Origin of the sequence: Streptomyces sp. NPDC001851 (assembly GCF_040297165.1) — a bacterium.
Lineage (GTDB): Bacteria > Actinomycetota > Actinomycetes > Streptomycetales > Streptomycetaceae > Streptomyces.
Genome location: NZ_JBEOYR010000009.1, coordinates 150120 through 164187, shown reverse-complemented (window position 1 = coordinate 164187; position 14068 = coordinate 150120). Strand labels below are relative to the sequence as shown.

The following is a 14068-nucleotide window of genomic DNA, read 5'->3' as shown; positions in this document are numbered from 1 at the left end:
CACTCTGCCACTTTGGGAGAAATCTGGGAGAAGATCTTCTCCCAGAGCCGCCGCGACACCACTCGAGACCATTCGCCACCAGCCCTCTGACCTGGACATATACCCTTCGCAGCAGGTGGCCAACGTGATCAAACCTTAATCGGGACGAAGAGGTCGTGGGTTCGAATCCCGCCACCCCGACAGAGAAACACCAGGTCAGAGGCTTGATCCACCGAGTGGATCAAGCCCCTGAGTGGTTCCTGGGCCAATCTTGGGAGCCGTTTGGGAGCCAACTTCGGGATCCGGCTCCCAGGCGGCTCCCGCTCCTCTCACGCGGAGGCGGTGCCAGGCAGGTCACAGGGGGCCGGCGAGCGCGCGACGTAGCGATTCGACCCAGCGCGAACCTCCGGGAGGCGTCGACCCGTTTTGGTTTGCCAGGCGAGCAGATCTCGTGTTTGTGAGGGTTGTGCCAGCAGACGACGGTCCATGGACGAAGCCCGATGACCTGCTGTCCAGCGAGCCAGCCAGCCACCGTGAGCATGATTGCAAGAACGTGGTCATCGGACCGACAACAAACGCGACTACTGCCATGAACTGGCGAGCGCGCAGGCACCTTGCGCAGCCGCCAGCGATGAATGCCCAGGCACGAGAGCTAGGTGCGGTGGCTTACTCCTCATCCGGAGAGCCTCCGTGGCCCGGGCCGGCTCCCGACCCCTGCGCCGCTCCGGAGCCGGAGGCGGGGTCAGAGCCAGCCCCACGCCCTCCCCGAGGATCCGGCGACGGCGGCGTTCCTCCGCCCTGGCGCCAGGCAGAGTAGAGGACGGCCGTTGCGGAGGTACTCGCGATGACCTGATCGGAGGAAAGGTTCAAGGCGATCAGACCTGCAGGTGCGGCAACGATGATGGCGAGGGCGCAGAGATCGGCCGTGCGCTGACGCATCGACATTCCTTCTCACGTGGTGATTCCTGGTTGGAGTGACCACGGTGTCGGACGTCCATGGAGGCGCGGAAGTTCGATCTTCCGATCAGATAGATTGAATGCTCCTTCAAGAAGATCCAAGGAGCCGGGGGCGGGGGATGAAACGCCGGAAGAGGGGCGGTCAGTGGTCAGAGCCGGAACCGGATCTCAGCACGCCCATGCGGGAGATAGTCGGGCTGCTGCGGGACTTGGTCGATAGCAGCGGCCTCCACCTGAAGGGACTCCAGCAACTCCTGCTGACCGAGCACCGCGAAGGCCCGCGCCCTCCCTCGTATCAAGTGCTCTCGGATCGGCTCCGGGGTAGAGGGCTCCAGAACAACGCCTCACTGATCTACTCGATCATTGCGGTGCTCGCTCCGCCAGAGCGTAAGGAAGCCATGGCCGACGAGGTCAGGCAGCACTTGTTGGACGCACGCGCAGTGCTGGCAGGCGACAGTCCCCAAACATCGCAGAAGCCGGCGTCCGGAAGGCAGGATCCGGAACTCGTTGACCTGCTGCGGGAGAACCGCGTGCTACGCCACAAGGTGGAACGGATGGAGCGCCGTCTGGAGCGTAGGGAGAAGGAACTACAAGCCCTGCGTGAGCGGTTGCGCGCCGCCGAGCGCCCAACCCCGACTGCGCGGGTCGGCTCCGCACAGGACGAGCCAACCACCGTAACCCGACTCTCTCCGGAGGCAAGCGCCGCACCGGTTCCCCTAGTGCGCGCCGACATCACAGCCGAGGCCGACGCTCCTTCTTCCGCCACTGACGCCGGAACTGGATACAGGTATGAGCCCTCCGACGTCACGATAGTCACCGATGCCCTGCGTGACATGCCGGACTTCGAGGCTACGACAGCGGCCGCCCTGCGCAACGCACTCGACAGCGTGCTCGACGGACGGCGGACGGGACGGTTCGACCTGGCCACGCTCGGCAAGGCAGAGAAGACCTACCTCGGCGCCAAGGTCACCCACGAGCTCATGGCAGCCTGGAGACTGCAGCCTGGCCGGGAGACCGATCTCCTGATCGGACGCCAGGATGTGGCGTTGAAATTCACCACGGGCTCGACATGGACGATCACACCCGGCGAGGTCGGCAGGGTGTGCCTGCTCGTGTCAGCCAACGACCAGCGCTCCAACTGGAGTCTCGGACTAATCCGCATCGAACCCGGCCACCTCAGCAAGGCAGCCAACCGCGACTTCAAGCGCACGCTATCGGCCGCAGGCCGGCAAGCCGTCGTTTGGCTGTTTCACGACGCACACCTGCCGGAGAACACCCTGCTCCACCTTCCAGCGTCGCTTCGCGCGCAGATCTTCACCGCCGACGTGAGCGAGCGCGGTGGCCAGGCCCGGGCGAACAACCTTTTCAGGCTCGTGCAGGGCCGGATACTCAACCGAACCACCGTTTCCACCGTCTCCTTGACCGCAGACAGCCCGAAGCTGGTCCGAACCGCCCGGGAGAGGCTGCGCAGAGAAGGAATTCTCCTGCTCGGAGGCACCGGCCAGCAGGTTGAGATCGCCCGTACCCTCGGTCTGCCAGTGCCGCGCAATGGTGAATGGGTCAGCCGAAGAGTCACCCGTCGGCGTCCCCACCACGGCGACGCTCCCAGCATCACCCTGTCCGACGAGGTGTGGACCGTGGCCGGACCAGACGACCCTGTCGAGATGGCTCCCTCGGTCGCCACACTGCGCTGACGAGTGGGAGGCGTTGGCGGACACCCGCCAACGCACCTAAAGCGAACGGACAGGGCCTTCCAAAGCAGTGTTGCAGGGCACCATGGAGCTACCGTACGGCGACCGCGCGGGCGCGCAGCAGATCGTTAAGCACGCCCACTGGCGACGTCGAGCACAGTGCCAGACGGACGTCGAGCGCCGTCTCCCATCGCTCGGTCAGCCCGAGCATGAGGCGCTTGCGCATGCCTGGGGTGACATGTGCGTAGCGCGCCGAGACCGAGCCGTCGATGTGGCCCATGCGTTCGTCCATGAGCACCTTCTCGGCTCCCAGGTCCTCCATCATCGTCCGGTGGGTGTGGCGAAGGCCGTGGGGCGTAAGCCCCTTGGCTATCGGGAGCCAGCAGGCGTCGGCCCGATCGCTGGCACCCCGCCCCCGTGCCGGGACACCGGGCCACGGCTCGCCGAGCAAGGGCACCGGCCGTGGCTCCTGTGGCGCCTTCTTCGGGTACCAGCCGGAGACCGCCGGCGTGAACAGCCAGGTCGCGAAACCGTTCCTGCGCCAGTGGGCGGCATGCTCCGCCACGACCCCGCCCCGCACGAACCCCAGGTCCGCGACGGCCTGCTCGACCTTCTCTCGCGTGGCCTCGGTGACCCGTTCCGGGTGGTTAAGCACGTTGGACACCGTGCCGGTCGAAACGCCGGCACGACGGGCGACGTCCACGAGCTTCGCGCCCTGGTAACCACCGGTACGGGCCGCGCCCTGTCCTCGGAAGACGTAGGTCTTGCCGTGGCAGGGGCACGGCTTGGGCTTCGTGCGGGCGATGTGGTTGGCGACCAGCGCGGACAGCCAGTCCATCGAGTCGATGGTGCGGTAGCTGTCGTCCTTCGGTGGGCAGCGCACCAGCTCCCCTGTGTCGAGCTCGTACAGCTGCCACTCGACGCGGACGGCTCCAGGGCGGACGAACGCGGTCTCCAGGCCGACGATCTCGCCCCAGCGCATGCCGGTGTACCCCTTGAGGACCACGGCGACGAACTCGTCGTCGCGACCGGAGAGCAGGGCGGCGCGCTCGGCGGTCAGCAGGATGCCGAGCGCGTCGGTGACCACCTTCTCCGGACCACGGTCTCGGGAGCGGCCGGCGCGCTTACCCCGTCCGCGCCGGCGAGCAGCCGGGTTGGACGTGATCAGGCCCTCGTCGATCGCGTCCTCGAAGATCAGGTGGAGCGTCGAGCGCCAGGTCTTGACGCTGGAGGCGGCATAGAGGGCCTTCTCCTTCTTCTCCCACAGATCGACGTCCGTGCGCAGGATGCCGGCGAGCGCCTTGACCTCGAACTCAGGGAGGAGGTGCTCCTCGATGTGGCGCTTGTAGTTCTGCATGGTCGAGGCCGCCAGGTCCTGGGCCTCGTACCAGCGGTTCGCGTACTCGCCGAAGGTCTCCTGGCCGAGGGCCGGGTCGCGCCAGTCGCCGCGACGGTACTTGTTCTCGGCCTCAGCCGCTGCCCGTTGGGCCTCGCCCTTGGTGACGAACCTGATCGCCTTGCCGGTCTCGTCGACGACCGTGTTGTGCTTGCCGGGCGCGACTTTGTACCGGCCGCGCCAGTAGTTTCCGCGCTTCTCCGCGAAACCCAAGTTCCGCTGTCCCCCTCTTCCTTGTCCTCGGCTACGGCAGATTCGATCGGGTCACGCGACAGTGCCGTACTGCTGCTGTCGACGCGGCGGGCGGGCCCGCAGGCGGGTCGCCGGCGCAACGACAGGGCGGCGAGGTTGCGCGGCGCCGGTCTGCGTACCGGGCTCGGAGAGCGGCTCGGTCGCCCGTGCGACTGCCTGCGTGGGCTGGGCCGGCCGCTGCTCGTAGAGGCGGATGATCTCTGCGAGATGCTCGGCGGTGAAGCGGTAGGCGCGGCCGACCCGGGTGTGCGGTATCAGGCGCCGTCGCGCGCGGTCCTTGACCCACCAGGCCGAGCATCCGAGGGTGTCGGCGATCTCCTCGGGGCGGTAGAGGCGGGGCGGAGGGGCGTCGGACGGTCTGTGGGGTACGAGCGCGGGCGTGGATCGGTGCAAGGGGGGCGGCTCCTGGTCGGGAAGTCGGGGAGGGCTGCGTGGGCGGCTCAGGCGGCGCCCGACCCCTGGAGGAGGGCGGCGGGTGACACCTGCAGGGCTGCGGCGATGGCGACGAGGTCGTCGATATCGCATCGCCGCTTGGCGAGTTCGATGCGGGACAGCATCGTGTTGGACATAGGGCGGCCGAAGGCGGTACAGCGCGCCGCGAGTTGGCGCTGCCCAAGGCCGCGTTCGATGCGGAGGTTTTCGATGGTGCGGGCCACCGCCAATCCTGTGGGTCCTATTTCCAGAGATCGTGCTGCCATAGCTCCAGTTGTAGCGCGCATTCGGCGGTTTGGATAACCGCCGATCGTCGGCTATGTTGCGCCGCGCTCAATCGATGAGCGAGGCGGTCGGGGTACTGCGCAAGGCCAGATCCCCGAACGGGACCCGACACCCAGAGACCCTCTCTGACGTGGGGTGTTGTGTTGTAGCTTCGTCACTCGCAGGACGTCAACGGCTTCCCGATGTGATCCTTCTGGCTCGGGACGTGGGGCAACTATTTGGTCAACCGCCGATCGTGCCCTACGGTTTTCGCACCGCCCTCTCCGACTCGATTTCCGGCGGCATTTCTGCCGTGAGAGATTGCGCCGGATAGGGCTGGACTTGCGCGACCTGGGTGTGGCTATGTTGACGACACCCCGGAAAGCGCGAGCGGCCATCAACGCTCCCGCGTCAACGGCCAGACATCCCAAGCCCCTTCACGCCCGACCCGCCCCCGACCGACGGTGAACCGTGGGCATCCAGCCCACCGGCCACCGAGTGAGGACCGCCCCTCTTGGCACGAATCCGCACTATCAAGCCGGAAGCCTTCGTCTCCGAGTCCCTGGCCGCCGTCTCCCTGACCGCCGAGCGCACCTTCTTCGGCCTGCTCACCCAGGCTGACGACCAGGGCCGGCACCGCGACCACGCCGCGATCATCGCCGGGCAGCTGTGGGTACTGCGCCCGGAACACACGCCTGGCGCTGTCGAGCAGGACCTCGCCCAGCTCGCCGACGCCGGGCTGATATGCCGCTACAAGGGCCCGGGCGACAAGCGCTACCTGCACATCGTCACCTGGCGACAGCATCAGAAGATCAATCGCCCCAGCGCGAGCCGCCTTCCCGCCTGCCCGCACCACGACACGCCAGCTCGCACCGCTCCCGGCGTCGAAGCGCCGACTGCGGGAGTCGGCATCACGGAGCCCGCACCGCAGCCTCACGGAGCCCTCCGTGAGGGCTCCGGGCGAATACGCGAGCCTGCGGTGAATCCGGTCACCGATAACGAAACAGCAGGTCAGGGCGATTTCAGTGAGCGCTCCGTGAGGCGGCGTGGAGGGCTCAGTGAGGGAGCGGTGACCCCTCAGCGTCCGGATCTAGGACCTAGGATCATGGATCTAGGAAATACCCCTTCGGGGGGCGCGAGCGCCCCCGCACCCCACGCCGTCTCGGCCAACGAGCTCATCGCCGAGTACACCGCCGCTTGCACACACCGTCCGCCCAAGGACGTCCTGGGCCATCTCGCTCGCGAGGTGCGCAAGCTGCTCGTCGAGGGCATCGCCCCCGCCCACATCCGGGCCGGCCTGGAACGGCACCGCGCCAAGGGCCTGCACCCCAGCACTCTGCCGAGCCTCGTACACGAGGCCATGAACGCGGCCCCCGCCGCGCCGGTTGTCCACAGGGCGTGGACAAACCCCGCCGATGTCGAAGCCGCCTACGGAGGTGACCTCTGACCGCCACCCTCACCCGCGAGCCCCACCGGGTCGGCCCGCTCGCCGACCGGCTCAACGGCATCCTTGCCAGTCGAGGCATCGACCTCGCCACCGCCGCCGTCGAGGAAGGACACGCCGAGCCCGTCACCGCGCTGGAACTCGCCGACGCCAGGATCCCCGCCCGCTACCGCCGAGCCCTGGCCGACCACCCGAAGGTCACCGCCTGGGCCGACGGTGTCGCCCGCGCCGGACGCCCCGGCCCCGGTGGGCCGGGCATCGCTGAGGGCCCGTCGCTGCTGATCGCCGGCCCAACGGGCACGGGCAAGACGTACCAGGCGTACGGCGCCATCCGCACCCTGCTCGCCCGAGGGGTCCGTCTGCGCTGGGAAGCGACCACCACCGCCGACTTCCACGCGCGCCTGCGCCCCCGCGCCGGCCACGACGCCGAACGTGACCTGCAGACCCTGGCGCGCTGCCCGCTGCTGTTCCTGGACGACCTCGGCGCGGCCAAGACCAGCGAATGGACCGAGGAGCTGACCTACCGGCTCATCAACCACCGGTACGAGCACATGCTCCCAACCCTCATCACCACCAACCTTCCGATGGAGCAACTGCGCGTCACCCTCGGTGACCGCGTCGCCTCCCGCCTCGCCGAGATGACGGAGCGCGTCATCCTCGACGGCCCCGACCGACGACGCCGCACAGCGCCCGCCGCCTGACTGGCCGCCTCAGCGCCCACTCCTGGCCGCCCCCGCCGCATCACGTGTGCTCACACCAGCCCTGCCCGCGCCAGCCACTCGCGTAGGCGGTCGCTCAGCGCTCCGTCGATTCGCCCTTCGCCCTTCGCCCTTCGCCCTTCGCCCTTCGCCCTTCGCCCTTCGCCCTCAATCCTCGACGCCTTGGAGCCCCCTCCTGCCTCCTCTCAGCCCCGTCCCCCTCGCCATACGGATCAGCGGCACGCCGCTCCTCCCTGACTGGGCCACCTCCCCGGTGATGACCGTGGCGTTCCTCATCCCGCCCGTGCTGCTCGGCCTGCTCGCCGGATGGCTGATCCGCCAGCAGCGCCGTCGGCCGCATCACACCACCCGCTGGCGTGGGACCGCCGCAGTGCCGGTCGCGGCGGTGGCCGCGCTCGGCTGTACCGCTTACAGCGCGGACACCAGCTGGCGGTTCGCCGCCGACTACCTCGACATGGGCGGCACCGCCGAGCGCGTCGCGATGTTCTCCGCCGCCGAGCTGGCCCTGTTCGCCACCGCCCTGATGGCCCGGCAGAACCTCAACGGCCCGAAGCAGGCCCCCGGCCTGCCCGGCACCCTCACCTGGGTCATCACCACCGTCCAGGTTCTGCCCGCCTACGCCGAGTCCGGGCTGGTCGGCGGCACCGTGCGAGCCTTCGTCGGCCCCGTCATGGCCGCGATGCTGTGGCACCTGGCCATGGGCATCGAGCTGCGCCACCGCGCCCCCGACGCCGCCTCACGCGGCCTGGCCGCCGTCCTCGTCCGCCAGGCCCGCGAACGCCTGCTGGCACGGCTCGGCATCGCCGACCAGGACGCCGACGCCGCCCGCCTCATCCGCGACCGCGCGCTGAGCGAAGCCGTCGCCCTCATCCTGCGCGCCGAGTCGATGACCGACCGACAGCGCGGCAAGCGGCGGCAACGACGCCTGACGGAACGCCTGCACGTGGCCCTGGAGCGGGCCGGCGTCGACGGCGATCCGCTCCAGGACGAGCTGCTGCTGCGCAAGCTCGCCACCCGCAAGCAGGCGATCAGCCTCGCCTCCATCACGCTGCCTCCGCGCTGGCACATCCCGGCCTCGTCTCCCGCACCTGAATCCGGGCACAGCCGCCCGCGCTCCGCACGCCGGGAACCGCAGCCGCAGGCAGAGGACGCTGCCCGCCCACACCCATCAGACCCGGGTGACGACGAGGTGCCTCCTGCTGCCCGCCCGCAGCCCTCCCACTCGGGGCCCGGGCTGCCCGCACGGGCAGAAGCCGAAGAAGACCCGGCGCCGACGGGCAGCAGCTCGGGCAGCGTGTCGGGCAGGCGCGAGCGGAAGGCGGCTGCCCGGAAGAAACGCGACGCGGGGAGATCCCGTGCCTCCGACGAGGTCATCCTCAAGCACACCCGCCGCATCTACGAGGAGACCAGCAGCGTCGGACGCGACCGGGTCGAGGACGCTCTGCGCGCCGCCGGCTACACCGTCTCCAGCGACGACGTCGGACGAATCGTCCGCGAGTTCAAAACCCAGCTCAAAACCGCAGCCGGCGATCCACCCCGCTGATCCCCGCAGCACCAGCGCTCCCAACCAGACCCCGACCCGAAGGGCCCCATGCACACCCCGCACCACGAAGACCCCATGCCCCATGAGGAATCCCTGCCGACCACCCCCGCCCCGAGCACAGCAAGTTGGAGGTCCGGACACTCCCCCGTAGGGGGAGCGCCCGAACCCGACCCCGCCCCAGGGGTGGCGGGGCCCGTCCGGCACCAGGGGGCACCGGACGGGAAGGCTGCGACCGGGGGCGGACCGCAGCCAGGTAAGGCCAGCCGCAAGGGCAAGGCCAGGAAGGGGAAGTCGCGTCCGCGCGACAAGAAGCAGCGCCCCGCTTACAGCGTCCGCCTCAACGAGCTAGAACTCGCCGTCATCCAGTCCGGTGCCGACCACGTCGGCATGAGCGTGGCCGGGTTCATGGCCCACTCCGCCCTGGCCGCTGCCCGCGACCAGTCCCGCACCGCAGCGGCCATCGCCACCGAGCGGGACATCCTGACTGCCCTGTTCGGTGTGCGCCGTCAGCTCGGCTGGGCGGGCGGCAACGTCAACCAGATCGCCAAGGCTCTCAACTCGGGTGCCGACGCACCGCACTTCGCCGCTGCCCTCGCCGACCTGCAGCGTGCCGCGCAGGCGGTCCAGCGGGCAGCCGACAGGGTTGCCAACGGGCAGGAGGGCGAGGCGGCTTGATCCCCCGGATCCATCAGCAGGGCAGCAACACCCTCGGGCTCCTGCACTACCTGTACGGCAAGGGCACCCACGAGGAGCACATCGACCCGCACCTGGTCGCCTCCTTCGACGGCATGGCGCCCGACCCCGGCCGCGACCCCTCGGTCACGAAGAAGGACCTCCAGCACCTCCTCGACCAGCCCCTGTCCCTGCTCGACGCGGGCCAGCGTCCCGGCAAGCACGTCTGGCACTGCTCGGTGCGCACCGCGCCCGACGACCCGATCCTGTCCGACGAGCAGTGGGGCGACATCGCCCGCCGCATGGTCGCCGCCACCGGCATCGACCCCGGCGATGGCGCCGGCTGCCGCTGGGCAGCCGTCCGCCATGCCGACGACCACATCCACATCATCGCCACCCTCGTCCGCGAGGACGGTCGCCGCCCCAACCACCACCGATCCGGTAAACGCGCCCAGGCCGAGTGCCGGCTGATCGAAAAGGAACTCGGCCTGCACCAGGTCGCGCCCGGGGACGGCACCGCCGCCAAGCGGGCCACCAGCGCCGAGCGGCACAAGGCCGAACGCACCGGCAGGGAGCGCCCCGCGCGCGAGGAGCTGCGGGAGACCGTACGGCGCGCGGTGGCCGGCGCGACGAGCGAGGAGGAATTCTTCGACCGGCTCGCCTCCGCCGGTCTGCTGATCCGCAAGCGCGTCGCGCCCTCAGGTGACCTGCTCGGCTACAAGGTCGCGCTGCCCGATGACCGCAACGGTGAGAAGGAGCCGGTGTTCTACGCGGGCTCCACGCTCGCCCCCGATCTGTCCCTGCCCCGCATCCGCGAACGCTGGTCGCTTACCGCAGAGGCCACTTCGGCGGACGGCTCTGGGCGGGAGCAGCCGGCCCTGCCGGACGTGACAGGTCCGGCGTTCGCGCGGCGTCGGGCCAGCGCCGCCACCTGGCAGGCCCTGCTGATCATCGACCAGGGCGACGATGGCACGGCAGCGGCGCAGCTCGCTGCGGCGGGGGAAATCCTGGACGCGCTGGCCAAGACCTCCGCCGCCCACACCCGCAAGGAGCTGCGCGAGGCGGCCTTCGCATTCGAGCGGGCCAGCCGCTCCCACATCAGGGCCGTACGCGGGCACGACCGCGCCCTGCGCCAGGCCGCCCGCGACCTCATCCACAGCGGGACCGCCCTCGGCCGCGGGGAAGACGGCGCCACCACCGCCATGCTCATCGACATGGCCTTCTTCCTCGCCATCGCCGCGGCGAACTGGCACGCGAAGAAGGAGCACGCGCAGCAGGCCGCCGCAGCTCAGCAGGCAGCCGAACACCTTCGGGCAGCCTACGAAAACGCAGCAGCCCAGCCGATGGCTGTCCTGCGGCAGCGAGGCCAGCGTCTGGCGCCGCGTGTTCGGCAACGGCACGCCGCCCTGCTCCAGCAAGTGCTGCCGGAGCTGGCCGAGCGGATCCGCGCCGAGGCCGGCTGGGCCGCCTTGGCCGCCACCCTCGACGACGTCCGGAAGGCCGGCCACGACCCGGCCGTTCTGCTGGCCGACGCCGCCCGACGACGTGAGCTCGACACCGCCGACTCCATCAGCGATGTCCTCGTGTGGCGCCTGCGCCGCAGTGCCCACCTGCTGGCCCTACCCACAAGCCCCGACGCAACGGCCACGATGGGCACTCGGCGCACCGCACCCCTCGCGCCCGTCACGCGACCGGCCACCAGCGCCGTGAACGACCCCAACCGACGGCGCTGACCAGCGAAAAACGGGCGAAACATAGCCGACGATCGGCGGTTGGCCAAACCGGCGATCCTCCGGACCATTGGTGCCCAGAAGCCCCCCAACATGCCCTTGGCACCCTCGTCCCCACCGCAGTCAAGCGCGCGGCACCCCCGCCGCCGGCGCACGCTCAGCAGCCACCCATTCGCGAGCACCCTGCTTCTCGCCAGCACAAACCGATCTCACGACACCACACAAGGAAGCACCCATGCCCTCCTCCGTTCGCCCCGAAGTCGTCCTCCTCATCACCACGTTGGACCTCAACCACCCGGACAAGACACGTCCCTACCACCGCGACGGACGCCCGTTCACCCGTGCCGAGCGTGACCTGCTGATCACCTTCACCCCGGAGGAAAAGGCCGCCGCGATTGCGCAGATACAGCTCGAAGACGAATGGCAGCGTGAACTCGACGAAATGAAGGACGCCTTCGTCGACCTGCTCATGAAGTACTTCGCCAAGCTCCCCAAGGGATCCGTGGTCAGCGACGCCGTCGCCATCATGACCGACGAGGACTACGCGGAGTTCGAACGCCTGGCCGAGATCGTCACCGCGGAAGACACGCTCGAATTCCGCGCCCTGTACGAAGAGAAGTAACAGGCCGCACACCCACGGCGGCCCACTTGGCGGGTACACGAAGCCGGGCCTCCCCGAGGGGAGGCCCGGTTTCGTGTGCGTTGGACGGGCCCTCAGCAGGCCGGAGCGCGCAGGAGCCGGTCGCGTGTGCTCTCCGGCAGCACCCGGCGCAGCACCGGTGCGCTGGAGCTGAGGGAGTCGGCGAAAGCGGCGACGAGGTCGTGCGGCACGCTGGCGCTGAAGGAAGCCGCCCACAGGTAGCCCGCGCCGAGCACCGGCTCGGCCCACGCCTGCCACCCGGCCAGGGCCGCCTCGTCCGCCTCAGCCACCAGCGCCAGTGGGTCGCCATCCTGGATGAGGGGCGGCACTTCACCGAGGCGGACGTGCGAGGCGAACGTCGGATCCACCGCGCCCGACCCCGGCTGGTCGACATCACGCAGCCAACCGTGCGCCGTTACCGCGTCAAGGACCAGCTCAGGGCCACCGCACGGCAGGCCGGGCTGATCGCGGGCGTCGAGCGCAGCCAGGAAGCCGGCGAGGACCTCCCCCGGGACATCGGGGGTGAAGTAGGCCGACCACTGGGCGAGCGGACTGCGCCGGTCCGTACGAGCGGACACTTGCCAGGCGATCGGCAGGTTCCCCAGGTGGAACGGCTCGTCCGGCAGGACCCACTGCGCCCACCGCAGGGAGTCGGGGCTGATGTGCAGGACCGTACTGCGCAGGACCTGACGGTCCTCCGGCGCCTCATCCGGATCCTGGCGCCCGCGGACAATCGTCAGGCTCGCCCAGCCCAGGCCGGCGAGCGTGTCAGCGACGGCATAGTACAGGCGTCCGTCGTCACCGGCCAGATGCCGGGGACCGACCCAGTACGCGGACGGGACGCAGGCCGGAGCGGGTGGATCGACCGGGAAATCGGGATGCAGGTGCGCCTCCAAGGGGCTGGGGCTGGGGGGCTTGATGCCGCCAGCGTTGCGTAAAGCTGGATGGGGGTGCCGGGCCGGCTTCGCGGCGGCCTCGAGTGGCAGATGGCCGGGCTACCCCTTCTCGCCCTCACCAGGCGGAGACAGGTTCCCCAGGGCGCCGACTCGAGCATCACTGTCACACCCGCCGGGAGGTCTCCAGCACGCACGCGACTGCCGCAGCGACGACATCGGCTGGCGTCTCGGTGTCGAAGGACATCTGGTAGCCGCGCACCTTGGCCGTACCGGTGACGGCGATCTTCCACCCCTCGCCGTCGGTACCAGGGCGGCCGGACGGAAACCATCCGAGATAGAAGGATCCATCCTTCGAGTTGACGTGTACGTCCGCGCGGTCGTCGACGACCAGGTGGAAGTCGTCGGCGGGGAACTGATCCATCACGAGTGTGGCCTGGCCCGGACCGAGCAGCCACTCACGCAGCCGCAGGGCCTCGACGCTGGTGGAGAATCCGGGACCCGGGGACGCCGCAGTCATGGGCAATCACCTCTTTGACCTGGTGTTTTACGAGAAGGTCGTCTAGGTTCACATGCCGCTGCGGCGTTGGCCAGCTATTCGTGGATCTTTGCTGTCTGCCCCCGGCGAACTAAAGACGCAGAGCACGAGACCTCGCTGTCCAGCTGCGGAAAACGGCGTGCGCCCGGTGGGGGCAGTGCTGATAGTTGCCGCATGGATGCGATCGAGGCCGCACGCGCCGTCGTAGATGAACAGCACCCCGAAGCGCGCGCCGCGTTCCTGGGCGGCAGCGTCGTGACGGGCCGCCGAACGGCCAGGTCGGACCTCGACATCGTGGTCCTGCTCCACGGGGCCCCAGCTCCGTACCGGGCAAGCCTCCAGTACGCCGGCTGGCCGGTGGAGATGTTCGTGCACACCGAGGCGACGTGGCACGCCTACGTCGAACGGGAGCTGCGCAAGCGCCGGTCACCGCTGCTGTGGATGTGTGCCGACGGGCTGCTGCTCTTCGACACCGACGGACTCGGAGCCCGCCTCGCCGCAGAAGCCCGGAAGCTGACGGCCGCCGGACCACCCCCGGTGTCGGCGGAAGAGATCGACGACCGCCGCTACGCGATCACCGACCTTCTGGACGACCTCGCGGGAAGCGACGACCAGAGCGAGCGTCTGTTCATCGCGACCGAACTGGTCCGACGCGCCAGTGAGCTGGCACTGGCCGTTGGCGGTTCGTGGGGTGGCGGTGGGAAGTGGCTGGCACGCCGTCTTGAGACAACCGCGCCAGGGCTCAGCACACGCCTCCACCACGGCCTACAGGAGGCACTGGACGGGACAGTAGAGACCCTCGTGGCCGTCGTGGACGAGGTGCTCGGGCAGACCGGCGGCCGGTTGTGGGTCGGCTACAAGCGTGCCGGGACTCCCTAAGCGATCCCGCGCTGCGGACGTCGCAACGTCTGTTCTTCC

Annotated in this window: 13 protein-coding genes; 8 read left to right on the top strand and 5 right to left on the bottom strand. The window is 69.5% G+C overall.

The window, feature by feature from the left end; translation table 11 throughout:
• The first annotated feature begins 1055 nt into the window (after nt 1-1055).
• Nucleotides 1056-2630: a NaeI family type II restriction endonuclease gene (locus tag ABT171_RS15665; RefSeq protein ID WP_351243880.1), complete on the top strand. Its 1575-nt coding sequence runs from the start codon at nt 1056-1058 to the stop codon at nt 2628-2630.
• Nucleotides 2631-2718: 88 nt separating this feature from the next.
• On the opposite strand, the gene ABT171_RS15660 is transcribed toward ABT171_RS15665, so the two are convergent.
• Genes ABT171_RS15660 through ABT171_RS15650 form a run of 3 tightly spaced genes read right to left on the bottom strand, consistent with a single transcriptional unit; the run spans nt 2719 to nt 4973 of the window.
• A complete protein-coding gene (locus ABT171_RS15660) occupies nt 2719-4236 on the bottom strand; it encodes a LacI family DNA-binding transcriptional regulator (protein WP_351243877.1) in 1518 nt (505 codons plus the stop codon).
• A 51-nt stretch (nt 4237-4287) separates the two neighbouring features.
• Entirely contained in the window at nt 4288-4668 is a 381-nt protein-coding gene (locus tag ABT171_RS15655; RefSeq protein ID WP_351243875.1) for a helix-turn-helix domain-containing protein, read from the bottom strand.
• A 47-nt stretch (nt 4669-4715) separates the two neighbouring features.
• Nucleotides 4716-4973, bottom strand: coding sequence for a helix-turn-helix domain-containing protein (locus ABT171_RS15650; protein WP_351243873.1), 258 nt, complete (start codon nt 4971-4973; stop codon nt 4716-4718).
• Between the two features lie 512 nt (nt 4974-5485).
• Here ABT171_RS15650 and ABT171_RS15645 point away from each other — a divergent pair.
• The 6 genes from ABT171_RS15645 (at nt 5486) to ABT171_RS15620 (ending at nt 11701) form a co-directional block, all read left to right on the top strand.
• A complete protein-coding gene (locus ABT171_RS15645) occupies nt 5486-6418 on the top strand; it encodes a hypothetical protein (RefSeq protein WP_351243871.1) in 933 nt (310 codons plus the stop codon).
• The gene (locus ABT171_RS15640) at nt 6415-7116 is read left to right on the top strand and encodes an ATP-binding protein (protein ID WP_351244136.1); all 702 of its coding nucleotides are present in this window, start codon (nt 6415-6417) and stop codon (nt 7114-7116) included. The genes ABT171_RS15645 and ABT171_RS15640 overlap by 4 nt, the downstream gene beginning before the upstream one ends.
• A gap of 274 nt (nt 7117-7390) precedes the next feature.
• Nucleotides 7391-8677, top strand: a complete 1287-nt coding sequence (locus ABT171_RS15635) for a hypothetical protein (RefSeq protein ID WP_351243869.1) — start codon at nt 7391-7393, stop codon at nt 8675-8677.
• A 75-nt stretch (nt 8678-8752) separates the two neighbouring features.
• A complete protein-coding gene (locus ABT171_RS15630) occupies nt 8753-9352 on the top strand; it encodes a plasmid mobilization protein (RefSeq protein ID WP_503075356.1) in 600 nt (199 codons plus the stop codon).
• Nucleotides 9349-11082, top strand: coding sequence for a relaxase/mobilization nuclease domain-containing protein (locus ABT171_RS15625; RefSeq protein ID WP_351243867.1), 1734 nt, complete (start codon nt 9349-9351; stop codon nt 11080-11082). The genes ABT171_RS15630 and ABT171_RS15625 overlap by 4 nt, the downstream gene beginning before the upstream one ends.
• Nucleotides 11083-11314: 232 nt before the next feature.
• Entirely contained in the window at nt 11315-11701 is a 387-nt protein-coding gene (locus tag ABT171_RS15620) for a hypothetical protein (protein ID WP_351243865.1), read from the top strand.
• Nucleotides 11702-11793: 92 nt separating this feature from the next.
• On the opposite strand, the gene ABT171_RS15615 is transcribed toward ABT171_RS15620, so the two are convergent.
• Together ABT171_RS15615 and ABT171_RS15610 are read right to left on the bottom strand one after the other, a co-directional pair.
• Nucleotides 11794-12615, bottom strand: coding sequence for an SPDY domain-containing protein (locus ABT171_RS15615; protein WP_351243863.1), 822 nt, complete (start codon nt 12613-12615; stop codon nt 11794-11796).
• A 163-nt stretch (nt 12616-12778) separates the two neighbouring features.
• The gene (locus ABT171_RS15610) at nt 12779-13132 is read right to left on the bottom strand and encodes an SPDY domain-containing protein (protein WP_351243861.1); all 354 of its coding nucleotides are present in this window, start codon (nt 13130-13132) and stop codon (nt 12779-12781) included.
• Nucleotides 13133-13324: 192 nt separating this feature from the next.
• Between ABT171_RS15610 and ABT171_RS15605 the strand changes: the two genes are divergently transcribed.
• On the top strand, nt 13325-14029 hold the full coding sequence (locus ABT171_RS15605) for a nucleotidyltransferase domain-containing protein (protein WP_351243859.1): 705 nt from the start codon (nt 13325-13327) through the stop codon (nt 14027-14029).
• Nucleotides 14030-14068: the final 39 nt, after the last annotated feature.